The following is a 25712-nucleotide window of genomic DNA, read 5'->3' as shown; positions in this document are numbered from 1 at the left end:
CGTCTGCCATATTAATTATTTTTAACATTTTGAAAGGCTTTTTTTTGTAATGAGGAAGACGGATGTAGTATGATAAAGCTTGTAGAAGATGGAAGGAGTCATCCGAATAATGAGGAGGATTTTCCATTTACTAACTGTTAAGGAGTGATTGATTTGGCTATTGTCCTTCAGAAAGGGCAAAGAATTGATTTGACAAAAGGAAATCCAGGATTAGAAAAAATTATGGTTGGTCTTGGCTGGGATCCTGTACAGAAAAAAGCGGGCGGATTACGTGGGATGTTTAGCGGTGGCGGCGGTTCAAGCTTTGACATTGATGCTTCGGTGATCATGCTTCAAAACGACAAATTTGCCGGTAAAGAAAATCTCATTTACTTTGGTAATTTAAAAAGCAGCTGTGGAAGTATTGTACATACAGGTGATAACTTAACAGGCGATGGTGACGGAGATGACGAACAAATCTTAATCGATTTGAAAAAAATCCCTGCTTCTGTTAATAAACTTGTGTTCGTTGTAAATATTTATGATTGCAAAGCACGAAAACAAGACTTTGGTATGGTTAAAAATGCCTTTATTCGTGTCGTGAACTCTGCTAGTAAAGAAGAACTGCTTAAATTCAGTTTGTCAGAAGATTATTCCGGTTCCACAAGCTTGCTTGTTGCTGAAATCTATCGAAATGGAACAGATTGGAAATTTGCGGCAGTTGGTACAGGAACACAGGACGCAGGACTAAGTGAAATCGTGCAAAAATTTGCTTAAATCAAAATAAAGAATAAGAAAGAAGGGTTTTTACATGGCAATTTCATTGAGTAAAGGTCAAAAAGTGGATTTAACAAAAGGTAATCCTGGTTTATCAAAAATTACAGTCGGTCTTGGCTGGGATACAAATAAATATGATGGCGGCAAATCGTTTGACCTTGATTCATCTGTCTTCCTTTTAAATGCAGCGGGCAAATGTGAAAGTGAAAAAGACTTTGTTTTCTTTAATAACCTTGAGGGCGGCAATGGTTCTGTTGTTCACAAAGGGGACAACTTGACAGGCGAAGGCGACGGAGACGACGAGCAAGTGAAAATCAATCTTTCAGACGTGCCGCAATCAATTGAAAAAATTGCGTTCACGATCACGATTCATGAAGCGGAAGAGCGGAGCCAAAACTTTGGACAAGTATCGAACAGCTTTGTGCGTATCGTAAGTGATGACAGCAAAGAAGAACTGATCCGTTATGATCTTGGAGAAGATTTCTCGATTGAAACTGCGGTCGTTGTAGGCGAGTTGTACAGACATAATGGCGAGTGGAAATTCAGCGCGATTGGAAGCGGATACCAAGGCGGGTTAGCATCACTCGTTAACGATTACGGCTTGCAAGCTTAATCACGCAATACCACACATTTGGGAGTGATTTCACTGTGTCGATTAAATTGTCAAAAGGCCAAAAAATTGATTTAACGAAAACGAACCCTGGTCTCGTTAAAGCGGTCATTGGTCTCGGCTGGGATACGAATAAATATTCGGGAGGTCAAGCATTTGACCTTGATGCATCAGCGTTTCTAGTTGATGCAGCCAATCGATGTCAAAATGACCATGATTTCATTTTTTATAACAACCTCCAGCACCCAAGTGGAGCGGTTGTGCATACAGGAGATAACCGGACCGGAGAAGGTGACGGGGATGATGAGCAGCTTATTGTCGACTTTTCTGCAATCCCTTCTTACGTACAGCGAATTGGCGTTGCGGTGACCATTCATGATGCGGAATTGCGCAATCAAAATTTTGGACAAGTGTCAAATGCGTTTGTTCGACTTGCGGATGAAGCAACAGGACAGGAATTGCTTCGCTTTGATTTAGGAGAAGATTTTTCCATTGAAACAGCTGTCGTGTTTTGTGAATTGTACAAACACGGGAACGATTGGAAATTTAGTGCGGTAGGCAGCGGTTTTTCTGGCGGCCTCATGTCGCTTTGCCAAAACTATGGTTTGGAAGTGTAAGTGCTAGAGGCCAATAAAAGGTTATAATCCTTTTATTGGCTTTTTTGCTAAAAGAAGAAATAGAGATAAATTAAGATAGTAAAGTATGATAGATACATACATCTCTGTTCATCCGATATGAACGGGACTGAACGAGAAAGAATGGATAAAAAAGAAAGAAGGGGCCAGCTCCTTCTTTCTTTTTACAAAAATGACAAAGTTGATGTAAGAAGGTGCTGAATTTGAAGTATTTCCATCATTTACCCGAGTTTCAATTAGAAGGATTTTTCTATCAAAAACCAAAAGTGATTCACAAACATTCACCTAAACATATGCTTGCCTACAGCCTCGGCCCGGTTTTGTATATGCCAGCAACAAGAGGGGACATTGCTGAATTAATTATTCATAATAAATTTAAAGAGCTTTCCACGGTTGTGATTTGTTTGGAAGATGCTGTTGGGGATCTAGAAGTAGAAAGGGCGGAAGAACAGCTTATTTCTCATATGAGCACCATTTCAGCAGCTTTAGAGGAGGGGCTTCTCACGGAGGATAGAATGCCGCTTATTTTTATTCGAGTAAGAAGTGCCCAGCAAATGGCCCAATTGGCGGCTCGGTTGCATCGTTCATTGCCCGCTTTGACAGGTTTCGTCTTTCCGAAATTTTCATCAGAAAACGCAGAAGATTTTCTTTTGACGCTGCAGTCAATCGTGGATAAATCAGGAACCATTTTGTATGGAATGCCCATTTTAGAGTCACCAGACGTTCTTTATAAGGAAAAGCGTATAGAAGAATTGCTTCGATTAAAAGAAATCGCTGATCATTATAAGGAGTTTATATTAAACATCCGGATCGGGGCTACGGATTTATGCGGATTGTATGGGATTAGAAGAAATAGCCAGACAACTGTCTATGAAATTTCGCTCGTCAATGAACTGATTACCGATATCGTAAACATATTCGGCCGGGAACCAAATGGGTTTGTTATATCGGGTCCAGTGTGGGAACATTTTTCAGCAAATAACCGGATTTTAAAGCCGCAGCTGCGTCAGACCCCCTTCTTGAAACAGCTTGGTTCGGATGGAATTATTCTGAGAAAAGAATTAATTCGTAAAAACTTCGACGGGTTAATTCAAGAAACACTGCTTGATAAAGCAAATGGGTTAGTCGGGAAAACCATTATTCATCCGACGCATCTTTTACCTGTACAGGCATTGCACGTTGTAACGAAAGAAGAATATGTGGATGCGGTAAGTATTGTCAGGCAAGCAGACGGTGAAAAGGGCGTATTTAAAAGTGAGTTTCAAAACAAAATGAATGAAATAAAGCCACATTTAAAGTGGGCACAAAAAACGTTAATAAAGTCAGACATATACGGGGTGTTTCATGAAAACCACACATTCATCGATTTATTATCCGAGCCAGTATACACATAACATTAGCGGCTCTTTAGAAGCAGAGATACGAATAGCGGCGAATCCATATCATATCCCGGTGGAATCACTGTATGAAATGGCGGCAAGAATAAATAAAAAACGTTCTTTTTTATTTGTGAGTAAAGTGCTGGGAAAACATCTTCCGCTTCATCCATGCATCCCATTTATTTCATCTGCGCTGCTCGCCTCGATGTATTATGAAGAAGAAATGGGTCAAACGCTGCCTGAAAAAGAGCAGCTTATTGAAGCGTTGAAAGACGGGTCAAGGGATAATATAGAAGCGGCTTATTTAGTTGTAAAAGAGCTGCGCTTGGCAATGAAAGAGCCTGTTGTGTTTATTGGATTTGCGGAAACGGCGACCGCACTTGGTCACGGCGTGTTTGATTGCTTTACGAATGCATCGTACATTCATTCTACGAGGGAGCGGATTGTGGATCAAGAAGTGACTCTGTATTTTGAAGAAGAGCATTCGCATGCGACAGACCAGCTTTGTTATGCGCCTGAAGAATTGTTTAATCATGACAAGCCTATTTGTCTGGTGGATGATGAAATCACAACGGGGAAAACAGCTTTGAACATTATATCGTCGATTCAAAAGAAATACCCGCGCAAAGAGTACACGGTGCTCTCTCTTCTCGATTGGCGGACGAAAGAAAACCGGCAGCGTTTAAAGAATTTTGAGGATAGATGGGGAATTCAAATTAAAACGTATTCTCTCTTATCTGGTTCAATTGAAGTGAAAGGCACACCTGATCTAAAAGAAAAAAGAGATGCTGATGAACAAGTACCACTTGAAAAAATAAATGAACATTCGATTCCTCTTCGTGATATTCCATCTCCTATTGCGCATTATCCATATTCGTCTGTTGATTCACGCGGCGTAAAAAACGATACACCTTATTCAGCATTAACAGGAAGGTTCGGGCTATCTTCAGAACATCGACAGTCGATTGAAGACTATTGCCGCAAAATAGGTCAGTATTTGAAAGCGAAAAGGATAGGAAAGAAAACACTCTGTCTTGGAACAGGGGAATTTATGCATTTACCGATGAAAGCTTCTGTTTATATGGGAGAAGGCGTATCATACCACTCGACAACGAGAAGCCCCATCTTTCCATTAAACAAGGAAGGATATCCAATTAAAAACAGGCTCGTGTTTGAAAGTCCGGATGATCCTGGCATTGTTCAATATGCATATAACATTGTGAGTCAGCAATATGACGAAGTATTTTTCTTTTTTGAACGGACAGCGAGTAAGGAAAGAAGACAATCGCTTTTGCGTCAGTTTTATCATATACCGCACATTCACGTAGTTGATTTCATTTGAAAGGGGATTTTCAGGTGATTAAACAAGACATGCAAATGGTCAAAGGAAGTTATTCATCAGAAGATGTTGTCTTTTTATTAAAAGATTTATCAGACGTAAACCTTGAAAGAAAGACGGATGAGCGGGAACGAGCCATTCAGCAAGGCGTGCATTATTCGGAGATGCTTCCGGTTGAATACGAGCCGACAAAAGACTATTTGGCGTTATTTCATGAATCACTTGATACATATAAACAAAAAGTAGCGGTGGCAGTGGGAACGGTTGCGGAGCTTATTATTGAAAAAAAAGGACGAGACATTGTTCTCGTTTCTCTTGCGAGGGCGGGTACGCCAATCGGTATTTTAATAAAGCGGTATATAAAAAAGACGTTTGGTTTTGCGCCGCCTCATTACAGCGTATCCATTATTCGTGGACGAGGGATAGATGAAAATGCATTGCTGTACATGCTTCATCAACATCCAGGCCGCCAGCTCGTGTTTATTGATGGATGGACTGGAAAAGGAGCCATTACGAAAGAATTAACACGTTCCACTCACGGCTTTGAAAAAAAACATGGCATAAAATTAGATGATGAACTAGCTGTGCTGGCTGACCCCGGCTACTGCTCTTCTTTATATGGCACGAGAGAAGATTTTCTTATTCCAAATGCCTGTTTAAATTCGACGGTTTCAGGGCTTGTTAGCCGAACGATATTGAATAAACAGTGGATAAGCGAAACAGATTTTCACGGGGCAAAGGTATATAAAGAACTGCAAGATCAAGATGTATCAACTCATTACATTGAGGTTATTGCAGATGAGTTTGATTCAGCGGCGAATCTCATTCAGGAGACCGTAAAAACGCTGAAAACAAGCGATCGCTCTTTAACTTGGGAAGGGCTTAAATCCATTCATCAGATTCAAACTAAATATGGACTAGAAGATATTAATCTGATCAAGCCGGGTGTAGGAGAGACAACGCGTGTTCTGTTGCGCCGTATGCCTTGGAAAATACTTGTGAAAGATCGGCAAGACCCGCGCTTGAAACATATTTTACAATTAACGAAAGAACGGGGTGTCCCGGTGGAGGAATTTACAGAAATGACGTATACATGCTGCGGATTAATCAAGCCATTGGAGCGAGACCAATGATTTTTGCAAGCGACTTAGATCGCACACTCATTTATTCAAACAAGTTTTTCGATCCGAAACAAACAGATCTGTCTGTTCGGAATGTGGAAGTATATAATGGAAGAGAGATCTCTTACATGACAGAAAAGGCCATTCAGCTTTTGAAAGAACTGTCGGAACAAATGATGTTTATCCCGGTGACAACGAGAACAGTCGAACAATATAGCCGAATTTCACTTTTCCAGGAAGAGATTCGGCCCGCCTATGCGATCACATGTAACGGTGGTGTCATACTGAAAGACGGAAAAGTAGATCGTTATTGGGAAGAAATTGTTCAAAAAAAGATTAATAACAACCATACGTCTTTAGAAGAAGTAAAGAGAAAAATAGAAAAAACGGCAGATCCTGTCTGGCTGGATTCCATTCGAGTGGTGGACAACTTTTTTATCTATTTACTTATTAAACCTGAACTTGCTCCGGCGGAACGGATGAATGAATACTCGGAGTGGGCAGCGGAGCGCGGCTGGTTCTTTTCCTTACAAGGAAGAAAAGTATATTTTATCCCAGGATTTGTGAACAAATGGGACGCGGTGAACTATCTTTCAGAAAAAGAGGGAAGGAAAACGGTATTTACAGCAGGAGATTCTAACCTGGATGTCTGTTTAGTCGAAAAAGCGGTATTTGGCTTAATTCCAAAACATGGGGAAGCAGCTGCAAGGAATGCTCATCTGCCGTTGACACAAACAGAAGGCGTGATCGCGGCAGAGGAAATACTTGAAACAATGCTGTCTAAAAGCCTGGAGCCTACCGTCAAATTCCGTTCATAACACCAGCTCACACTCCTTACTTTTTATAAAGATGACTAAAGGAGGGAGCGCAGTTGAAAAGAAAATCGATTCTCATGCCCATTGATGAAACAAATTGGAACGAGCAACTTGGCTGTCCGATTATAGAACGGCCTGGATATAAAAAAGAAACGGACGACATGCAATATAGTCAGGTAGCCGCACGCATACTCGGTGCCGGCTTTGATGAAACAGCTTATATGAGTACGCTTTATTTTATTAGCCAGCAGCCAAATGTATATATTTTGTCTGAAACACTTGATAAATCAATGCCGCCTGGCCGCTTTCAATCGGTGCAGCGCATCTATCATATTATCCAGAATGAACCAAGTCTTTCAGTGAACCGTTTTGTCGCTTTTTTAGACGGAGAGCGTTTGCTTCCTAAATACCCAAAAGATCCTGATTTTAACCGGCTTGTTCGTTCGGCGCTCATAAACGTGTTGCAGCTGTTTCAATCCAATCATTCAGGAGCATTTGGCCATCCTGAATTTAGACGAGTTTTTCTTGATTTGATCAAATGGACATGGAACCATTTGGATCAATGGGTGAAGGAACTCGATAGGGAACAAGATGTCCCTCATATTGTTTGGTACGGGGATGCGAGCAAAAGCCAGATTTATTTTCTTTATTATATGCTTCTTTTAGGAATGGACGTTGTACTCATTCATCCGGAAGGAAAGGATGACTTCAAAGAGATTGATCCAGAAAACAAGCAGACAGTTATCGTACAGTATCCTTCAAAGATGAAGATACAACCTTTTCCAAAAGAGGAACCGAAGCAGCAGGGAACGGTTGCTTATCGTGCGTCGAAAGAAATTGAACAAGTGCTAAACCATGAAGGCTCCTCTTTTTATAAACCGTGGCAATTTCGAGATCACTTACCCGTTTCTGTCACACTAAAGACGACCTATGATGAAATCTTTTTGTTAGCAAAAGAGCCTTCGTTTATTCGGCCAGGGTTTTCTGTACAAGATGGAGAAGTGAAAATTCCTGCGCTGTTCGCTAAAGTGTCAGGCGTCTCCAAAAATCGAAAAGAATACTGGGAAAATATGCAGCGGTTGCGCACTCAAAAAAGTACATTAACGATTACAAAATTTCCTTACATGAAAGAAAAAAAAGCGAACAATCAGTTTCATTATCAGCATGCTCTTGGCGGCCGGAACATTCTTGATCCAGAAAAAATGGTGAAAAGCAACTGGTGGCAATATGGTCACTTGCATGGTGGAGTGCAAAAAGGAATTGCAGCGGCAATCTCTCGGATATGTGATGATCCAAAAATGGAGAAATCATCAGGAGAAACAAATGAAGATGTTCAGCTGTTTTTATTTACGCACTCGATGTCGATACCGGAAGAAATCCTTCAATTATTGCAGACATTTGATTACTCTCAAGAAGTACCGAAATTGATTTTATATAACAATGAAAAAAATGGTCAGTTATCCAGAGCAGATGCTGCTTTACTCTTATTGTTAAACGAATTCGGTCTTGATCTTATTTTATATAATCCGCCAGGCTTGAACGATCTAGAATCATTTATTAATAAAAAATATTTTGATCACCATCTGCTTGAAGATATGGTATTTGAGCTGCCATTTGAACACTATCAAAAAGAAAATTCGATTTTAAGCGGATTCCTATCTAAATTTTTAAAGGGGAGGAAATGAGTGAGATGCAGGAAATGAGAGAAAATGAAATGGAACTAATAACAGAAAATAAAGCAGAAACCATGCGTTTTCAGCTGCGTAATGAACCGGAAGTGCTGGATTTAGCCCGTTCTATTGATATACGAAATCAAACAGGTCTCCTGGAATTCGGAAAAGAACCAGCGGTAGAAATTTCTCAATTTTCCGATCGGATTTTGGCATCCATGCGCTCCACAAGCGTCACCGATTCAGGAACTTTATTAAAACAGCTTGGAAAAACAATGGATCAATTTGACAAAAATGATTTTGCAGAGCCAAAAGGATTTTTAGGCAAATTGTTTAATCGCGGCGAAAAAATGATTGAAAAAATATTTGGCAAATATCAAACACTCGGTCGAGATATTGAAAAAATTCATATTGAAATCTCTAAATACAAAGATGAAATGATCCGTTCGACGAATAATATGGATGAAATGTATCAGCAAAACTATCAATATTACATGGCGCTTGAAAAATATGTAGTAGCTGGACAAATAAAAGTAGAAGAGTTGAAAAGTCTTCTTCCGGGTTTAGAAAAGCGGTCGGCAGGCGGTGATCAGCTGGCACAAATGGAACTGGATACGTTGAATAATGCTGTTCAATCGCTTGAGGAACGAGTATACGACCTTGAAATGGCTAGAATGGTCGCACTGCAAACAGCACCGCAAATTCGTCTATTGCAGCGGGGGAATACGAAACTGATCGGGAAAATCAACTCTGCTTTTATTACGACAATCCCGATTTTTAAAAATGGAATTATTCAAGCAGTCGCAGCGAAGCGCCAAAAGCTTGTAGCGGATTCTATGAGTGAATTAGATAAACGGACAAATGAAATGCTGCTGCGAAATTCGCAAAACATTGCAAACCAGAGTACTGAAATTGCCCGCCTTGCCGGCGGACCAAGCATCAAAATTGAAACGATAGAAGAAAGCTGGAATACAATTGTAAAAGGACTCGATGAAACGAGAGCGATTGAAGAAGAAAATAAAAAAGCAAGAGAAGATGGCATGAAGAGAATTGCTCAGCTGCAGGATACAATGAAAAACTATGGAAAATAACTGAAGAAGACTTGCCGTTTCACTAAATCGTACGGAAGTGAAGGAAATGGTCCAAACAGTTATTATAGAAGGCGCACGGACACCGATTCGTAAATTTGGCGGTCTGCTTTCTTCCTTAACCCGCATTGATGTGTTTGAAATCAACGAAGCATTCGCGCTGCCGTGCTTGCAAGTACGAAAATTGCGCGCATTATTTTAACGTTAGCGTATGAACTGCGCCGCGGCGGCGGAGGCATCGGGATTGCAGCGATTTGCTCCGGCAGCGGGCAAGGCGATGCGATTATGATTGAAGTGAAGAAATAAAAAAGGACTCGCCTGAAAAAGGCGAGTCCTTTTTTATTAGTTAGAAGCGACAGTAAAACGCTCATTTAAATGTTTCGGATGTTCAATTTCATCAAGAACTGCAATCGCATAGTCTGCGTAGCTAATATAACTTTGTCCTTCCGCGTTCACAAGAAGATGGTCTTTCCCTGATTGGTAAGCACCCGTTCTTTTGCCTTCCGGATCAAAGAATGCTGGAGGGCTAATAAATGTCCATTGGATTCCCTCTGACTTTTGCAGATCAAGTAGATTTTCTCCTTGATTTTGAGCTGTTGGCAAGTATTCTTTCGGGAAATCAGGTGTTTCAAGAACGCGTACTGTTTTGGCTTCGTCTACAAATAAGCTGCCGGCGCCGCCAACAACGACTAATTTTGTATTCGGTGCTTCTTTTAACACATCGATTAATTTTTGTCCTGCTTCAACGTGTAAGTGTTCTTGTCCGGCAGGAGCACCAAATGCATTCACAACAGTGTCAAAGGATTGAACATCCGCAGCTGTTAAATCAAAAATGTCTTTTTCGAATATATTTATATCCGCAGCTGTTATTTTTGCAGCATTGCGGACAATGGCTGTGACGTTATGACCGCGTTCTTTTGCTTCTTTCAAAATAAGGCTTCCTGCTTTTCCTGAAGCTCCGATAATGGCGATTTTCATAAAATAGTTCCTCCTCATATGTAACTTACTTTGTTACACTTAGTATGTAACCATTATAGTTACATTTGAAGTCGTTTGTCAACTCATTTGACAGACATTTTAATTGTAACTACAATAATGACAAATGGTGGTGGAGAAAAATGATGAATAGTCGTTTCGCCGTGGCGATTCATATTATGGTGCTTGTGGCATCCAATTCACGTGAGCCGCTTTCATCAGACAGGATTGCAGGCAGTGTGAATACGAATCCGGTTGTCATCCGGCGAATAAGCGGTATGCTGAAGAAAGCGGGATTGCTTACGTCGCGGGCAGGGATTACTGGCTCCGAATTAACGAAAGATCCTGCTCATATTTCGTTACTCGATATTTTTAAAGCGGTACAGCCGAAAGATGAATTGTTTGCGGTACATGAAAAGCCGAATCCGAATTGCGAAGTTGGAAAAAATATTCAATCATCGCTTGATGTGACGTTTGATCGTGTGCAAAAGGCAATGGAAAACGAATTAGCGAATCAATCGCTAAAAGATGTGATGAACCATCTCTTTAATTGAGGTGGTTTTTTTAGCGTGCATTAATGGGCATAAAATCCCATTGAATGGAGTTTCCAAAGGCTAAGAATGCGATGTCTTGGCGCAACACTTTTGTTAGCATATCCTATGAGTCACAAAATATTGCTTTTGTGCCTGCCCCTCCTTTCATAAAAACAAGCAACTATTTAAAAAGCTACATAAAACCATATAAAACCACAATAATAACTTAACCGTTCGTTAATATTTCATTAACAATCACAAGATACAATGAAATCACAATCAAAACAATATAAAAGGAGCTTAAAAAATGAAAAAACGCATGTGGTTTTCCGTGCTTTCTAGTTTATTATTCGTATCAGCTTGTTCAGGAGAAAAAAGTGTTCCGGCGGATGCACAAAGCGGGGTGTCGGGCGATTTAACCGTGTATACGGCGGTGGAAGAAGAATTGATCCCTGACTATATGGCTTCTTTTGAAGAAAAGTATCCAGAGGTGGATGTCAAAATCGTACGTGATTCAACAGGTATTATGACAGCTAAGCTTCTCGCAGAAGGGGAAAATACAAGCGCGGATGTTGTATGGGGTCTTGCGGCGTCAAGTTTACTGGCATTGGATCAAAAAGACATGTTAAAAGAATACACGCCGGCAGGTGCGGAAAATATTAAACCGGCTTTTAAAGACAAAAATGAACCTCTTAAATGGACAGGCAACACGGCGTTTATGACGGGGATTGCGGTGAATACGGAAGAATTGAAAAAGCTGAATGTGCCGGTTCCAAAAACATATGAAGATTTACTGAAACCAGAATATAAAGGACTTATAGTCATGCCTCACCCGGCGTCAAGCGGAACGGGCTATTTAACAGTCAATGGATGGCTGCAGATGATGGGCGAAGAAGCAGGCTGGTCTTACATGGACAAGCTTCATAAAAATATCGGTACGTATACGCATTCAGGATCAAAGCCGGCAAAAATGGCAGCGGCAGGTGAATATCCGATCGGCATTTCACTTGTGTACACAGCGGTTCAAATGAAAGAAGACGGCGCGCCGGTTGAAGTAATCCTGCCGGAAGAAGGACTCGGCTGGGAAGTGGAAGCCAATGCGTTAATTAATAAAAAGGATGCTGGTAATGAAGAAGCGGCACACGCCTTTTTGGACTGGGCGATAGAAGAAGATGTGATGAAAAAATATTTTGACGCAAATGGATTTACGACAATGAACAAGGAATTTGAGCTGCCGGCATCGTTCCCGAAAAACGTAGAAGAAAAGATGTATAAAAAAAATGACTTGTACTGGGCGGCGGAAAACCGGGACGCGATTTTAACAGAGTGGGAATCAAAATATGGAACGAAAGCTGAACCGGAAGAATAAAGGAGAGATCATGATGGCAAAATCACTTCAAATTAAATCGGTAATGAAAACATTCGGCCAGACGACCGCACTTGAAGAAATTCATCTCGACATTAAAAAAGGAGAGTTTGTCAGCTTACTAGGACCGAGCGGATGCGGGAAATCAACGCTGCTCCGGATCATTGCGGGGCTCGACCAGCCGACATCGGGAGGATTGAACGTCGATGGAGCTGATATTACAGCTTCGTCTGCCTCTTCACGAAACATTGGCATGGTGTTTCAGTCATATGCGCTGTTTCCGAACATGACTGTGCGCAAAAACATTGAGTTTGCCCTCAAGCCGAAAAAGCTGTCAAAAAAGACGCGTACCGATAAAGCGATGCATATGCTTCACCTTGTCGGACTTGAGGCACTCGCAGACCGGGCACCGCAGCAATTGTCAGGCGGCCAGCAACAGCGGGTGGCACTGGCGCGCGCGCTTGTGATCGAACCGGATTTTCTTCTTCTTGATGAACCGTTATCGGCGCTTGATGCGAATGTGCGCTACCAGCTACAACAGGAAATTCGCCGCATTCATCACGAATTTGGCATGACAACGATTATGGTCACGCACGATCAGGATGAAGCGCTCACCATGGCTGACCGGATTGCGGTGATGAACAACGGACGCATTGCCCAGTACGATACGCCACAAAATGTGTACCGGTATCCTGCCGATTCGTTCGTCGCATCTTTTATCGGAACGTCGAACCAGATCGAACAATTAGGAGAAACACGCGTGATTCGTCCCGAGCATTTCTCCGCTGCTGACGCCCAATCCGGCATGGAGACATATGTGGACAGCATGATGTTTAAAGGCGCATATTACCGCCTGAAAGTGAGTGTCACAGACCGAACATCGCCACTTTTTAATGAAAAACTCATTGTGGATTTGCCGGCAAACGTCGTGGATAGCCGAAACATTTGTCCAAGGAAGATTGTCTATTTATCCATGCATGACCATGAAGCACGGCCTTCAAAAGAAGTGGTGATGGCATGACGACACTTTCTCGCGTGAAAATATCGGAGCGAAATGTTTCATTGTGGCGCCCGCTTCAATTAACGATTATTTTCTTATCATTTGGCTGTCTGCTTTTTATGCCGATTTCGACGTTGTTTCTCGAAGTGGCCAAAGATGAAGAAGGCAGATGGGCCGGGTTTGGCCAGGCAATCAGCTATTTGTCCAATCTGACTTTGTTAACAAGCTTTCAGCATTCGCTGACGATTGCTCTTTGGACGACGGTTTTTGCACTGTCGCTTGGGTTTGTGTATGCATTTGCCATTTCGCGTACGAATGTGAAAGGGAAGCGCGTGTTGCTCGGGTTTGCGATGCTGCCTCTTTTTGCCCCGACGATGATGCACGGGATTGCGCTCATTTATTTATTTGGGCGGCAGGGGGTTGTGACGACCGGTTTGTTTGGTCTCTTTCCGGGTGTTGACATCGGATTATATGGCCCAGTCGGCATTGTGATGGCGGAGGTTATGTATACTTTCCCACAAGTCGTTTTGCTTATGTACGTCGCGCTTCGTCAATCGGATCAAGGATTGTATGATGCCGCGAAAACGATGGGGATCAGTTCAGCGGGCCGGCTGTTCGGCATTACGATTCCCAGCATTCGGCTCGCGTTTGTGAGCGCCGGGATGGTGGCATTCACGCTCAGCTTCACGGATTACGGTGCACCGAAACTTGTTGGAGGACAGTACAATGTGCTCGCGACCGATGTGTACAAGCAGGTCGTCGGTCAGCAGAATTTTGCGCTCGGCGCAGTAGCCGGGATCTTACTAATGACACCGGCACTGATCGCATTTGTGGTTGACCAAGCTGCGTCACGAAAGCCGTCGTTTTCATTGAATGCAAAAGCAAAAGCGCTTGAGATTGGCATACATCGGGTCCGTGATGTGTTGTTCGGTTCATTCGCATACGGCATGGCACTCGTTGTTGCGGTTTTGTTTTTGATGATGATTGTGGCGTCCGTGACACCGGTTTGGCCGTATACATTCGGGTTTTCACTTGAGTATTTCACGTTTAACAGTTACACAGGAGACGGATTTACAGTCTTTTTAAACAGTTTGATTGCAGCGACTGGTACGGCGGTGTTCGGTACTCTTTTTGCTTTTTTGTTTGCGTACTGGCTTCAAAATGGGGAACTGCCGGCTGCACTCGCAAAAATGGGTCATTTTATGAGCCTGCTTCCGATGGCGGTACCGGGTCTTGTGATCGGGATCAGCTACGTGCTGTTTTTCAGCCGTCCCGAATGGTCATTCTTCGGACTGGTGGTGCCAAATATGCTGCACGGGTTGTATGGAACGATGGCGATCGTGATTGTATCGACAGTTCTTCATTTTTTCTCCGTTACCTATATGACGGCGCGGACGGCTTTGAAGAAGCTGGATGCGGAATGTGAGCAGGCCGCGAAAACACTGGGGCTGACGCGGATCGATACGTTTCTTCATTACACACTACCATCGTGTGCACCGGCGCTTTTGGAAATGGTGATGTATTTTTTCGTCAATTCGATGGTCACGATCTCGGCGGTTATTTTCTTGTACACGCCGGATACGAAAACAGCGGCAGTTTCGATTGTCAGTCTGGATGATGCAGGCAATATCGAAGCAGCAGCGGCGATGGGGCTTTTAATTGTCCTTGTGAATGTTGTCGTGCGTTTTCTATATGAACAGCTGCTGCGTATGGCAGTAAAAAGAACAAAACGAAAAGGAGAGATTGCGTGATGAAAACAATTCAAGGTGTATTTCTTGATTGGGCGGGAACGACAGTGGATTACGGCTGCATGGCGCCGGTTGAAAGTTTTGTGAAAATATTTGAAGAAAAAGGGATTCAGGTCACGATGGATGAAACACGCGAGCCGATGGGCATGGCGAAAATCGATCATATCCGGACGATGCTTGAGATGCCGTCGATTCGAAAACAGTGGCAAGGAGAACCAACAGAAGCGGATGTTCGTGAGCTGAATGAGCGGTTTGAAGCGTGTTTGTTTGAAAGTCTTGGCGAATACACGGATCCAGTGCCGGGTGCGATGGAAGCAGTCGAGACACTGCGGGAAATGGGATTAGTCATTGGGACGACAACAGGCTATACACGGGAGATGATCGACATTGTGCGTGCGGGTGCGGCGGAAAAAGGCTATGAGCCGGATGTGACTGTGACAGCGGATGATGTGGATGCAGGCCGTCCGTATCCATGGATGATGTATTATGCGGCGATGAAGCTCGGTGTGTATCCGATGAACAGGGTTGTGAAAGTGGGCGACACGACCGTCGATATGGAAGAAGGCCGGAATGCAGGTGCATGGACAGTCGGGCTGATTTATGGCTCAAGTGAACTTGGCTTATCAATAGAGGAAGTATCACAGCTGACAGAAGGCGAACGCGCCGTTCGTGAAGCCGCTGTACGTGAAAAACTAATGGCGGCAGGCGCACATGCGGTGCTGTTATCCATTGGCGAGCTGCCGGCGTTTATTCGCGAACTTGATCGTACTCTTTCAGAAAAGGAGGAATCAGCATGGTCCGTTCTCTCCTTTTAACTCCAGGTCCACTAACAACAACAGATACCGTTAAAACAGCGATGATGGGTGACTGGTGTACGTGGGAAGAAGAATACAAAAAGCTGACGCGCGGCATTCGCAGCCAGCTCGTGGAACTGGCTGGTGGCGGGGATCAGTATACCGCTGTTTTGATGCAGGGCAGCGGTACATTTTCAGTGGAAGCGGCGATCGGTACGTTTATATCAAAAGAAGATCATGTGCTCATCGGCGTAAACGGCGCGTATGGCCGGCGGATAGTGGAAATTGCTGAACGTCTACATATTCCATACAGCACGGTGACGGCAGATGACACAATGGCGCTTGAAGTTGCTTCATTTGAAGAAAAACTGCGGACTGATTCATCAATCACACACGTGATGTTCGTTCATTCGGAAACGACTTCGGGGCTTTTGAATCCCGCCCAAGACATTTGCTGTGCTGCGAAACAGTTTGGCAAAACGACGATGGTTGATGCGATGTCGAGCTTTGGCGGCATGGACATGTCAATGACTGACTGGAACATGGATGTTCTCGTTTCTAGTTCAAATAAATGCCTGCAAGGTGTGCCAGGTTTTGGTTTTGTATTGGCAAACCGCGCGCTGTTAAAATCACGAAAAGGATGTGCACCGTCGCTTTCGCTTGATGTGTACGATCAGTTCGAAACGATGGAAAATGACGGTGGGAAATGGCGATTTACTTCGCCCACACATGCGGTTCATGCGTTTTCTCAGGCGCTCGCTGAACTCATAGAAGAAGGCGGTGTCCCGGTGCGGGAGGCACGTTACCGTAAAAATCAAGAAACGCTCATTGCCGGCATGGAAGCACTTGGTTTTAAAACGGCTGTCTCGAAATCGATTCAATCACCGTTTATCGTATCGTTTTTGTATCCAGATCACACATTTTCATTTGCCGCTTTTTATAAGGCGTTAAAAGCCGATGGATTTGTCATTTACCCAGGAAAATTAACAGATCTTTCTGCGTTCCGGATCGGGATTATTGGCGATATACACATTTCGGATATTCAGCGACTGCTTGAATCTATTAAAAGGTACATGACTGTGAGAGGAGCGATACGTATATGAAAATATTTTGTCTAGGTGGAGCAGGAAGAATCAGCAGAGAAGCTGTTCTTGATTTGGTGGAGCACTCTTCATTCGAAGAAATTGTGATTGGCGATTATAATGAAGAAGAAGGCTCCAGTGTGGTAGAGTGGCTGAATGATCCGCGTGTGTCGTTTGTGAAAGTAAATGTGTTTGACGAAGCAGATACGATAGCTAAGATGACCGGGTTTGATATTGTGCTAGACGGGACGACGATTCAATTGAATGGCCAAACAACGAAATTGATTGCAGCGGCGGGCTGCCATGGGATTAATTTGAATGGATTCGGGGAAGAGTTTGCCTATGAAGAGACGTTTAAAGCAAACGGAAAAACAATGCTGCCGGGCTTCGGAATGACGCCGGGCCTGACTCAAATGATGGCAATGTACGCAGCGAATCGTCTGGATTCGGTGCAGTCCGTCCGGGTGAGCCACGGGTCGTTCCGGCCGATTGCATTTTCCAAATCCATTGCGGAAACGACGACGTATGAATATGACCCAGAGCTGCCGGGGCGTGTCGTGTTTGAAAACGGGGAATTTGTTCAGGTAAAGCCGTTTGCCCGTCCACGTGATATTCAGCTGCCGGAGCCATACGGTCATACGGTACAGTATATTATTCCACATTCCGAAACGGCGACGCTCGCCAAAGCATTGAAAGAAAAAGGCGTTCAGTTAATTGAAACACGCGGCACATGGCCGGAGCAAAATATGCGTCTCGTGCGTGCGCTATATGAGTATGGCATTTTACGAAATGAAAAAGTAAGTGTCGGCGGCGCAGAAGAGGGTATAATGGATATCATTAGTGCATATTTGCTTCAGTCGGAAGAAGGACAGTCGACTGAACTATACGGTTATGCGCTTCATGTAGAAGTGATTGGGGAAAAAGATGGCGAGGCGGTTTGTTATGAGCTGACGCATACGCACCCGAAAAGCGATGGGTCCGTGCCGGGTTGGGAAGGGCTGCGTGCGTATACGCGTAATGTGGCGATTCCGTTTGCAGTGGCGGCGGAACGTATAGCGAAAGGCGACGTGGGGGAAACGGGTGTGCTGACGCCGGAAGAGGCATTTGGCGCCCATCCAGAATTATTTTTCCCGTTGTTTGAAAAACGCGGCATTCATGTTCATATCGAAAAGAAAGCTGCTTTGCCTGAAGAATTGTATGTATAAAGGCAGGTGGGCGCCGATGCTGGCGGAAGAACGGAAATTAAAGATTATGGAGTACGTCACGGAATATGGAAGTGTGCGGGTTTCGGATCTTGCCGAAGAATTTATCGTGTCGACAGAAACGGTCCGCCGCTATTTGGATGAACTGGAAAAAGACCACAAACTAAAAAAGGTATATGGTGGTGCGGTCCGTCTCAGTGAAAAAGAGGAGCCGCCGATTTTAAACCGGGAAACGAAAAACCGGCTGGAAAAGCAGCTTATCGCCGAACAGGCCGTCTCATTTATTTTAGAGGGCGATGTTGTGTTTATCGATGAAGGAACAACAACTTTGCAAATGGCAGACGGGCTGAGCCGGTTTAAAGAGATCGCTGTGATGACCACATCGTTTCCGCTCGCCAACCGGTTAATGCAGACGGGTTTTGAAGGCGACATCATTTTCCTCGGTGGACTCGTACAAAAAGATCACTGGCGGACGGCCGGCAGCTTGACGACGAAAGTGGTACGGGAACTTCATGCCGACAAAGCGTTTATTGCCGTTGATGGGGTTCATCCGGAATTTGGCCTTTCCTGCTACGACAGCGACAAAGCCGTGCTCGGCCAGATGTATATGGAGCAGGCGGAAATGAGTTATGCGCTCGCGGATCACTCAAAAATGAACATGCGGGCCACGCATTGTATCGCGCCTTTGCAGCAGGTGGATTTCATTGTCACCGACCGTCCGGCAGAAGGCAGCTGGTCGAATGATAACTGGGTGGTTGCGCGGTCATAAATAAAAACTCCGGTGAGAGATCACCGGAGTTTTTTGCTTTGATTATGATACAGGCATGACGATGGAGAAAAGGGGATTATCATGAACAACAGTGTGTGACCGCGAACCAATTTTCATACAGCAGTGTGTTTATTAAACGATTGAAGGGAATACCATGGAAAGCATGCTGGAATGAATTATGCAGTAAAACATTATCAAGAGGGTGGCATGACGGCGAAAAAATATGTGAATGTTACTATCATTTAAAATTCTTTCGTTAAAACTTCAAGTCTTCTATATAAAGCTGATTTGAATACATAACATATCAAAAAAAGAAGCATCTACCGGCGAGCAGATGCTTCTTTCAACGAAAGGGGGGAATAATATTTTATGGATTTGGTATTTTATGAGAGATAATCATTTCTAAAGCAACAAAAAGGAAATATTTCTTCGGTAAAAGTCAAATATGATTTCATCACGAAAATTCCTGTACTATTTCATGAAGTTTTTCAGGTTTTAAAAATGATGATATAGATTCTTCAGTTTGAAGGGTAAGAGCAGCACCAGCAAGCCCTAATTGGCAGGCACTAAATAGCGATTCTTCGTTCATGATTCCATATATTGCACATGAGGCAAATGCGTCACCAGCCCCTGTGACATCAACAACATCAGCTTTGAAAGGAGGCAAATGCCCAGATTCCTCAGTAGAGAAATAATAAACCCCCTGATCACCAAGCGTGATAATAACTTTTCGAACACCACGCTGTCTAATTTTTTCACATGCTGATTGACAATCTTTGATTGAGTCGATTTTTATTTCAGCAAGCATCTCTGCTTCTTCTCGGTTAGGCATCAGCAGTTCTACACCATCAAGACGTAAAGGAAGTTTTCGAGCTTTGGCTGAAGATACAGGGTCAATGTAAATAGGGATGTTTTCATCTTTGCAGCGTTTAATTAAATAACTGATACATTCCTTAGGAATATTCGTATCCAAAAAAACAGCTTTTGAGGCAACAATATAGGACCATTTTTCGTCAATCATGGAAGTTGTTATTTTTTCGTATATATTCATATCAGCCATGGAGACAATACTTTCACCATTAATATCTAACAAGGTGGTAAAAGTCCCTGTACGTTCAGTTGGGAACACCCATACTTGACTAACATCAACTCCTTGACCTTTTGTTTGCTTCAGTATCCAGTTACCTTCTTTGTCGTCACCGACACAAGTCATAAGAGAAGTGCTACAGCCAAGCCGACTTAAATTTTCGGCAAAGTTACGTGCTACACCGCCACAAACTTCAGTAATTTTTACTGGATTGGATGAATATAAACGCACCTTCTGATTTGTTCGCGCTTTTCGGTCTGTGTTTGCTCCTCCGATACATACGATCGAGGATTCTTCTTGGAGAATATAGCCACGTCCTTTAATTTCACCGCGTCTCGTCAGGTTAGCAATATAATTAGCAACAGCAGGTCGTGATAAACCAACTTTACTTGATAATTCTTGCTGTGAAATGAAAGGATTCATTCTTATGTAATATAAAATTTGTTTCTCCTTATCCATTAAACAACCTCATCTCTCTTTAAACAATAGTTTAACGCATAAACAAATGTTTGTAAACGCTTAATAGTATAGACAATTTTGATATTATTTTTATAGATTGGTGATAATAATAACTTTTTCCTTCTGTTTGTTTATAAAGAAAACCGATAGTTCGTATGCTAAGGAAACAAAATTGCTTAGCGTACAAAATTCTCGTTTTTTACTCTTGCTCCCCAATTTATTATACAACTAAAATACTTTCAGGATAATTCATACTCTTGAGCCATCTCATTTCTTTGCTTTCAATTCAAATAGTACTGCTCCTAACGTGCTAAAATTCCGCTTAAACTATAAAATTTTTAAATTTTTTTATTATTCTCTTTACTAGTGATAGATACATTGTACGAGACCTAAATATTACAGACAGATAATATAGTCAAATCTATTATAAACAAAAAATAGATTGCAAAAAAGTCTATCTGTGATTTATATTGGAGACTATGATTTTTTTGCCATACAAATTTTGAAAAATCATAATAATTATAAATTATAGGAGGAAGTAGAATGATGAAAATGTATCTGTACCCCCTGTTGGTAGTTATAGCAGCTAGTAGTTATGGTGTAGTTTCAACCATTATAAAACTAGCGATGCATAGTGATTTTTCGGCTTCGGAAGCCGTTACAAGTCAATTTTTTATCGGTTTTTGCATTGCTGTGTGTATTTACCTTCTTACAAATAGAGCGAAATTAAGCTTTAATGGAGTTAAAATTCTTATCTTTGCAGGCGTTTTAACGGGGTTAACAAATATTGTATACGGTCAGTCTTTGAACTATTTACCTGCTTCATTAGCAGTTGTACTACTGTTTCAATTTACATGGATAGGCATGTTGATTTCTTGTATAACAAAACGCCAACTTCCCAGTCGAATTGAATTTTTTTCTATAATAATCTTGGTTATGGGATCCATACCAGCAGCTGGTTTGATTGATGTTGATTTATCTCAAATACCTTTTCAAGGGTGGTTATGGGGGTTAGCGGCCGCTCTTTGTTATTCCCTATTTTTATTTGTTAATGGTAAGGCAACTACAAGTATGACAACCTCTAATCGGTTAGTAATTGTTTCTTTCACTGCTTTTATGATGTCGGCTGGTTTTCAGTCTCCAGAAATTATTTGGAATGGGACTTTGTTTAACGAAGGACTTTGGATGTATGGTTTGGCATTGGGGTTATTTGGGATGATTATTCCGGTTTTCTTATTCACTATAGCAGTTCCTAAAGTTGGATTAGGTATGACATCAATCTTGAGTGCTATTGAATTGCCAATCGCGGTAATGGTGTCAGTCATATTACTAAGTGAAACTGTTACTACGCTGCAAATAGTAGGTATTGTAACCATTATTCTCGGTATAAGTTTACCAACAATACTAAATAGAAATATATTGTTAACTAAAAATAAAGTTGCACAACAATAAGCAAAAAATCAATCTTACATGCTTGATGATGTTTGATGAATTTTAAAAATACATTAAATGAAAATATTGCTCATAGACAATGCCTCATCCAAAAGATAAAGCGGATGAGGCATTTTTTTGTTTAGGCTCAACTTTAGGATTGATTATACCAGTAGTATTATTCCCGATTGCTGTATCAAAAATTGGTTCAGGATCAGCATCAATTTTAAGTGCTATTGAGTGACTATTTATTGTTACAGTTTCTGTTTTGTTATTACATGAAAGTGAAAATTTAGTACGGGTATTTGATATGGATCTTATATTGGTTGGGGTGATGTTGCCATCAATAAAGTTAATAAATTTCCAAATAATGGTTTAACTTTTATTTAAAATACTATTGACAATCCGGATTGAAAGCGTATACTAAACTTATGTTTAATTAATAAACATTTGTTTCGAGAGTGAGGTGTAAAAATGAACAATGATATTAATGGAAATGAAGAATTAATTTTAGGCATGATTAGAGAAAATCCATTTATTTCTCAACAGGAGTTATCAGAAATTGTAGGACTATCAATGTCGGCAATTGCTAATACTATTTCCGAACTAATCAAAAAAGAGTATGTTCTGGGCAAGGCTTATGTTTTAAATGAAACAAGCCCTATTATTTGCATAGGGGGAGCTAACGTAGATAGAAAATTCTATGCGAAGTGTGAAATTACTAATGAAACGTCTAATCCAGTAAAATCCTCTACATCAGTTGGAGGAGTAGCAAGAAATATTGCTGAAAACTTAGGCAGATTAGGTGAGGAAGTTACATTAATTTCAACAAGTGGCTACGATTCAGAATGGCAAGAGATTTATGATTTATCGTCACCTTTTATGAATTTAGAACATATTGCTCGATTTGAAAATTCATCAACGGGTTCCTATACAGCCGTTTTAGATAAGAATGGGGATTTATCAATTGCGTTAGCAGACATGGACGTTTTTGAAAATATTACTCCTGAGTTGATGATAAAAAACAGTAATATTCTTAGAAAAGCTAAATGTATCGTAGTGGATTTGAATTGTCCGAGTGAAACAATTGATTTTCTTTGTTCTTTCACATCTAAATATAATATTCCATTAGTTATTATCCCTGTCTCGTCTCCAAAAATGAACAGGCTTCCGAAAACGTTGAATGCAGTGAGTTGGCTCATCGTTAATAAAGATGAAACAGAAACTTTTATGAATATTAAAATCAATGATGAGAAAGATTGGGAAGATTCAGTTAAGAAGTGGTTAGAGTTAGGGGTCAAAAATGTAATTGTAACGAATGGATCAAAAGGTGTAATGTCAGGTTTAGAAAACGGCGAGACTCGTTATTTTCCGGCTGTCGAAACACCAATGGTTGTTGATGTTACAGGTGCAGGGGATTCATTTTGCTCAGGAGTTATTTATTCTTGGCTGCAAAAGAAAGAATTTGATTACATTATTAAAGCTGGCATGGTTAATGCCCACAAAACAATTATGTCAAAGTATACAGTTAGACAAGAATTATCACAAAAACAATTTACATTAGATATGGAGGCAATTTAAATGAAAAAGTATATTGAATTATCGGCAGAGGTACAACAAGCAAAAGAGGAAGGAAAAGCAATCGTTGCATTAGAATCTACTATTATTTCTCATGGTATGCCTTATCCTCAAAACGTAAAAATGGCCCGTGAAGTTGAACAAATTGTTCGTGATAACGGTGCTGTTCCAGCAACAATTGCGATCATTGATGGGAAAATAAAAGTTGGTTTAACAGATGATGAATTAGAGTTGTTTGGTAAAAGTTCAGGTGTTGCAAAAGTATCAAGACGTGATTTAGCTCAAATTATTGCTACAAAACAACTAGGTGCAACGACTGTTGCAACAACAATGATTTGTGCTGAATTAGCAGATATCAAAATCTTTGTAACAGGCGGTATCGGTGGCGTTCATAAAGGTGCCGAAACTACGATGGATATTTCAGCTGACCTTGATGAATTAGCTCAAACAGATGTAGCTGTCATTTGCGCAGGTGCTAAATCAATCCTAGATTTAGGTCTTACTCTAGAATACCTTGAAACAAAAGGGGTTCCTGTCATTGGATATGAAACTGAGGTCCTGCCAGCATTCTACACAAGAAGAAGTGAGCATCAATTAAACTTCTCTACTGATTCCATCGATGTAATTGCTGAAACATTAAAAACGAAATGGGAATTAAACCTTAAAGGTGGAGCTGTAATCACTAACCCAATCCCAGAAGAACATGCTATGGATGAAGACTATATCAATGGAATTATCGTTCAAGCAATCAAAGAAGCAGAAGAAAATCATATTATTGGTAAAGATAGTACACCATTCTTGCTAGGAAAAATTAAAGAATTAACTGGCGGAAAAAGCCTTGATGCCAATATTGAATTAGTAAAACACAATGCTAAAGTAGGAAGTCAAATTGCAGTTAGTTTCAACAATAAAACGAAATAAGATGAAAATTAGCTTGTAATTAGCGTAAACTCAACTTCTATAAAGTTAAATTTCTCAAAATATTGTTTTCTACAGTATTGACATAATTAGACTTTATAGGAGTTGTTTTTCCCAAAGTAATGTAAACGCTAACAACAAAAGGGGGGGTTCACATGAATTTTATATTCTTACTAACAGGACTTTTGCTAGTGTTTGGTATTGGATTTTTAGTTAGTAATAATAGAAAACAAATTAAGTATAAACGTATTCTTATCATGTTGGCTGTGCAAATCATATTAGTGTACTTCATGATGAATACTAGTATAGGTCTAATTGCAATTACTAAAGTGGGCTTGTTTTTTGAAAATTTAATGAAGATTGCTAATTCAGGAATCGAATTTGTATTTGGTGGTATGTTGAATGAAGGGGGATTTTCATTTTTCCTTGCAGTTTTATTACCGCTTGTTTTTATATCAGTTTTAATAGGGATACTTAATTATATAAAAGTATTGCCATTCATAATCAAATATTTAGGTTTAATTTTAAGTAAAATAACTGGAATGGGAAAACTAGAAAGCTATTTTGCTATATCTACAGCTGCACTTGGACAACCAGAAGTGTTCTTAACAATTATCAAACAAATTCCCCTATTATCACAAAAAAGACTTTACACAATTTGTACTTCAGCAATGAGTGCAATAAGTATGGCGATGGTTGGGTCTTATATGACAATGTTAGAGCCAAAGTATGTTGTAACAGCTGTTGTATTGAACATTTTTAGTGCACTTATCGTTGCTAACATTATAAACCCATATGATTTAGACGATAGTGAAGATTTAATTGAAATTGAAGAAAAAGAAAGACTTCCATTCTTCCAAATGGTTGGAGAAAGTGTAATGGATGGATTTAAAATTGTTATTATTGTTGCCGCTATGCTATTAGGATTTATTTCCTTGATGGAATTGATAAATGTGATTTTCTTAGGCGTATTTCACATTTCATTCCAAACAGTTATTGGTTATATTTTTGCACCAATCGCTTTCTTAATGGGTGTCCCATGGGCTGAAACTGTACAAGCAGGTGGAATTATGGCTACAAAACTTATAACAAATGAATTTGTTGCAATGCTGAATTTTGGTGAGATCTCAAACCATCTTTCCGATAAAACAATTGCAATTGTATCTGTTTATTTAGTTAGTTTTGCAAACTTTGGAACTGTGGGAATTGTTGCTGGTTCAATCAAGTCAATCAGTGAAAAACAAGGGAATCATGTTGCAAAATTTTCTTTAAAATTATTGTTAGGTGCGACATTAGCATCTGTCATTTCAGGCACAATCATGGGTCTTGTCATGTAAATATTATATAGAGGTGAAAT

The 25712-nt window shown here is 41.0% G+C and carries 23 protein-coding genes and 1 pseudogene; 22 read left to right on the top strand and 2 right to left on the bottom strand.

All coding sequences use genetic code 11. The features are described from left to right. Positions 1–153: 153 nt before the first annotated feature. From ACZYRN_RS13950 to ACZYRN_RS13905, 10 genes and pseudogenes are all read left to right on the top strand, one after another. Complete coding sequence (locus ACZYRN_RS13950) at positions 154–756, top strand: TerD family protein (RefSeq protein ID WP_488912205.1); 603 nt, start codon at positions 154–156, stop codon at positions 754–756. 34 nt (positions 757–790) lie between these two features. Continuing rightward, positions 791–1369, top strand: a complete 579-nt coding sequence (locus ACZYRN_RS13945) for a TerD family protein (protein ID WP_488912204.1) — start codon at positions 791–793, stop codon at positions 1367–1369. Positions 1370–1404: 35 nt separating this feature from the next. After that, positions 1405–1983, top strand: coding sequence for a TerD family protein (locus ACZYRN_RS13940; protein WP_488912203.1), 579 nt, complete (start codon positions 1405–1407; stop codon positions 1981–1983). A 212-nt stretch (positions 1984–2195) separates the two neighbouring features. Then, positions 2196–3395, top strand: coding sequence for an HpcH/HpaI aldolase/citrate lyase family protein (locus ACZYRN_RS13935; protein ID WP_488912202.1), 1200 nt, complete (start codon positions 2196–2198; stop codon positions 3393–3395). After that, positions 3346–4722 carry a phosphoribosyltransferase family protein gene (locus ACZYRN_RS13930; protein WP_488912201.1) on the top strand — a complete coding sequence of 459 codons (1377 nt, stop codon included), beginning with the start codon at positions 3346–3348 and terminating at the stop codon, positions 4720–4722. Before ACZYRN_RS13935 ends, ACZYRN_RS13930 begins: the two co-directional genes overlap by 50 nt. A gap of 29 nt (positions 4723–4751) precedes the next feature. Beyond that, positions 4752–5852 carry a cysteine protease StiP family protein gene (locus ACZYRN_RS13925; protein ID WP_488912312.1) on the top strand — a complete coding sequence of 367 codons (1101 nt, stop codon included), beginning with the start codon at positions 4752–4754 and terminating at the stop codon, positions 5850–5852. Next, positions 5849–6658: an HAD family hydrolase gene (locus ACZYRN_RS13920; protein ID WP_488912200.1), complete on the top strand. Its 810-nt coding sequence runs from the start codon at positions 5849–5851 to the stop codon at positions 6656–6658. The genes ACZYRN_RS13925 and ACZYRN_RS13920 overlap by 4 nt, the downstream gene beginning before the upstream one ends. Before the next feature lie 74 nt (positions 6659–6732). After that, a complete protein-coding gene (locus tag ACZYRN_RS13915) occupies positions 6733–8340 on the top strand; it encodes a YceG family protein (protein ID WP_488912311.1) in 1608 nt (535 codons plus the stop codon). A 5-nt stretch (positions 8341–8345) separates the two neighbouring features. Next, a complete protein-coding gene (locus ACZYRN_RS13910; RefSeq protein WP_488912310.1) occupies positions 8346–9416 on the top strand; it encodes a toxic anion resistance protein in 1071 nt (356 codons plus the stop codon). Positions 9417–9528: 112 nt separating this feature from the next. Further along, a pseudogene (locus ACZYRN_RS13905) lies at positions 9529–9719 on the top strand (acetyl-CoA C-acyltransferase); the annotation flags it as partial. Between the two features lie 36 nt (positions 9720–9755). On the opposite strand, the gene ACZYRN_RS13900 reads toward ACZYRN_RS13905, so the two are convergent. After that, the gene (locus ACZYRN_RS13900) at positions 9756–10391 is read right to left on the bottom strand and encodes an NAD(P)-dependent oxidoreductase (protein WP_488912199.1); all 636 of its coding nucleotides are present in this window, start codon (positions 10389–10391) and stop codon (positions 9756–9758) included. Positions 10392–10531: 140 nt separating this feature from the next. Between ACZYRN_RS13900 and ACZYRN_RS13895 the strand changes: the two genes are divergently transcribed. The 8 genes from ACZYRN_RS13895 to ACZYRN_RS13860 all read left to right on the top strand — a co-directional run bounded on the left by ACZYRN_RS13895 (position 10532) and on the right by ACZYRN_RS13860 (position 18882). Continuing rightward, positions 10532–10942 (top strand): Rrf2 family transcriptional regulator, encoded by a 411-nt coding sequence (locus ACZYRN_RS13895; RefSeq protein WP_488912198.1) that lies wholly within the window; start codon positions 10532–10534, stop codon positions 10940–10942. Between the two features lie 286 nt (positions 10943–11228). After that, complete coding sequence (locus tag ACZYRN_RS13890) at positions 11229–12290, top strand: putative 2-aminoethylphosphonate ABC transporter substrate-binding protein (RefSeq protein WP_488912197.1); 1062 nt, start codon at positions 11229–11231, stop codon at positions 12288–12290. Positions 12291–12303: 13 nt separating this feature from the next. After that, on the top strand, positions 12304–13308 hold the full coding sequence (locus ACZYRN_RS13885) for an ABC transporter ATP-binding protein (protein ID WP_488912196.1): 1005 nt from the start codon (positions 12304–12306) through the stop codon (positions 13306–13308). Beyond that, a complete protein-coding gene (locus ACZYRN_RS13880) occupies positions 13305–15038 on the top strand; it encodes an ABC transporter permease subunit (RefSeq protein WP_488912195.1) in 1734 nt (577 codons plus the stop codon). Before ACZYRN_RS13885 ends, ACZYRN_RS13880 begins: the two co-directional genes overlap by 4 nt. Next, the gene (phnX, locus tag ACZYRN_RS13875; RefSeq protein WP_488912194.1) at positions 15038–15850 is read left to right on the top strand and encodes a phosphonoacetaldehyde hydrolase; all 813 of its coding nucleotides are present in this window, start codon (positions 15038–15040) and stop codon (positions 15848–15850) included. The genes ACZYRN_RS13880 and phnX overlap by 1 nt, the downstream gene beginning before the upstream one ends. Beyond that, positions 15829–16932, top strand: a complete 1104-nt coding sequence (locus tag ACZYRN_RS13870) for a 2-aminoethylphosphonate--pyruvate transaminase (RefSeq protein ID WP_488912193.1) — start codon at positions 15829–15831, stop codon at positions 16930–16932. Before phnX ends, ACZYRN_RS13870 begins: the two co-directional genes overlap by 22 nt. Continuing rightward, positions 16929–18116, top strand: a complete 1188-nt coding sequence (locus tag ACZYRN_RS13865) for a saccharopine dehydrogenase family protein (protein ID WP_488912192.1) — start codon at positions 16929–16931, stop codon at positions 18114–18116. Before ACZYRN_RS13870 ends, ACZYRN_RS13865 begins: the two co-directional genes overlap by 4 nt. Beyond that, positions 18109–18882: a DeoR/GlpR family DNA-binding transcription regulator gene (locus ACZYRN_RS13860; RefSeq protein ID WP_488912191.1), complete on the top strand. Its 774-nt coding sequence runs from the start codon at positions 18109–18111 to the stop codon at positions 18880–18882. The genes ACZYRN_RS13865 and ACZYRN_RS13860 overlap by 8 nt, the downstream gene beginning before the upstream one ends. 454 nt (positions 18883–19336) lie before the next feature. Here ACZYRN_RS13860 and ACZYRN_RS13855 read toward each other — a convergent pair whose 3' ends face one another. Continuing rightward, a complete protein-coding gene (locus ACZYRN_RS13855; RefSeq protein ID WP_488912190.1) occupies positions 19337–20428 on the bottom strand; it encodes a carbohydrate kinase in 1092 nt (363 codons plus the stop codon). Between the two features lie 552 nt (positions 20429–20980). On the opposite strand from ACZYRN_RS13855, the gene ACZYRN_RS13850 reads away from it, so the two are divergent. From ACZYRN_RS13850 to ACZYRN_RS13835, 4 genes are all read left to right on the top strand, one after another. Continuing rightward, positions 20981–21880, top strand: coding sequence for an EamA family transporter (locus tag ACZYRN_RS13850; protein WP_488912309.1), 900 nt, complete (start codon positions 20981–20983; stop codon positions 21878–21880). 465 nt (positions 21881–22345) lie between these two features. After that, on the top strand, positions 22346–23440 hold the full coding sequence (locus ACZYRN_RS13845; protein ID WP_488912307.1) for a carbohydrate kinase: 1095 nt from the start codon (positions 22346–22348) through the stop codon (positions 23438–23440). Next, positions 23441–24358 (top strand): pseudouridine-5'-phosphate glycosidase, encoded by a 918-nt coding sequence (locus tag ACZYRN_RS13840; protein WP_488912189.1) that lies wholly within the window; start codon positions 23441–23443, stop codon positions 24356–24358. A 152-nt stretch (positions 24359–24510) separates the two neighbouring features. Next, entirely contained in the window at positions 24511–25692 is a 1182-nt protein-coding gene (locus tag ACZYRN_RS13835) for a NupC/NupG family nucleoside CNT transporter (RefSeq protein ID WP_488912188.1), read from the top strand. The last annotated feature ends 20 nt before the right edge of the window (positions 25693–25712 follow it).

This window comes from Domibacillus sp. F004, from assembly GCF_057814295.1.
The sequence above is the reverse complement of the archived record's forward strand: the minus strand, read 5'-3'. Positions and strand labels throughout refer to the sequence as shown.

Excerpts from the sequence above, each read along its gene's own strand:
- ACZYRN_RS13855 (WP_488912190.1), bottom strand. The coding sequence starts at position 20,428 with ATGGATAAGGAGAAACAAATTTTATATTACATAAGAATGAATCCTTTC.
- ACZYRN_RS13850 (WP_488912309.1), top strand. The coding sequence starts at position 20,981 with ATGTATCTGTACCCCCTGTTGGTAGTTATAGCAGCTAGTAGTTATGGT.
- phnX (WP_488912194.1), top strand. The coding sequence starts at position 15,038 with ATGAAAACAATTCAAGGTGTATTTCTTGATTGGGCGGGAACGACAGTG.
- ACZYRN_RS13895 (WP_488912198.1), top strand. The coding sequence starts at position 10,532 with ATGATGAATAGTCGTTTCGCCGTGGCGATTCATATTATGGTGCTTGTG.
- ACZYRN_RS13900 (WP_488912199.1), bottom strand. The coding sequence starts at position 10,391 with ATGAAAATCGCCATTATCGGAGCTTCAGGAAAAGCAGGAAGCCTTATT.
- ACZYRN_RS13880 (WP_488912195.1), top strand. The coding sequence starts at position 13,305 with ATGACGACACTTTCTCGCGTGAAAATATCGGAGCGAAATGTTTCATTG.
- ACZYRN_RS13925 (WP_488912312.1), top strand. The coding sequence starts at position 4,752 with ATGCAAATGGTCAAAGGAAGTTATTCATCAGAAGATGTTGTCTTTTTA.
- ACZYRN_RS13930 (WP_488912201.1), top strand. The coding sequence starts at position 3,346 with ATGAAAACCACACATTCATCGATTTATTATCCGAGCCAGTATACACAT.
- ACZYRN_RS13945 (WP_488912204.1), top strand. The coding sequence starts at position 791 with ATGGCAATTTCATTGAGTAAAGGTCAAAAAGTGGATTTAACAAAAGGT.
- ACZYRN_RS13835 (WP_488912188.1), top strand. The coding sequence starts at position 24,511 with ATGAATTTTATATTCTTACTAACAGGACTTTTGCTAGTGTTTGGTATT.
- ACZYRN_RS13860 (WP_488912191.1), top strand. The coding sequence starts at position 18,109 with ATGTATAAAGGCAGGTGGGCGCCGATGCTGGCGGAAGAACGGAAATTA.
- ACZYRN_RS13865 (WP_488912192.1), top strand. The coding sequence starts at position 16,929 with ATGAAAATATTTTGTCTAGGTGGAGCAGGAAGAATCAGCAGAGAAGCT.
- ACZYRN_RS13870 (WP_488912193.1), top strand. The coding sequence starts at position 15,829 with ATGGTCCGTTCTCTCCTTTTAACTCCAGGTCCACTAACAACAACAGAT.
- ACZYRN_RS13910 (WP_488912310.1), top strand. The coding sequence starts at position 8,346 with ATGCAGGAAATGAGAGAAAATGAAATGGAACTAATAACAGAAAATAAA.
- ACZYRN_RS13920 (WP_488912200.1), top strand. The coding sequence starts at position 5,849 with ATGATTTTTGCAAGCGACTTAGATCGCACACTCATTTATTCAAACAAG.
- ACZYRN_RS13890 (WP_488912197.1), top strand. The coding sequence starts at position 11,229 with ATGAAAAAACGCATGTGGTTTTCCGTGCTTTCTAGTTTATTATTCGTA.
- ACZYRN_RS13885 (WP_488912196.1), top strand. The coding sequence starts at position 12,304 with ATGGCAAAATCACTTCAAATTAAATCGGTAATGAAAACATTCGGCCAG.
- ACZYRN_RS13915 (WP_488912311.1), top strand. The coding sequence starts at position 6,733 with ATGCCCATTGATGAAACAAATTGGAACGAGCAACTTGGCTGTCCGATT.
- ACZYRN_RS13840 (WP_488912189.1), top strand. The coding sequence starts at position 23,441 with ATGAAAAAGTATATTGAATTATCGGCAGAGGTACAACAAGCAAAAGAG.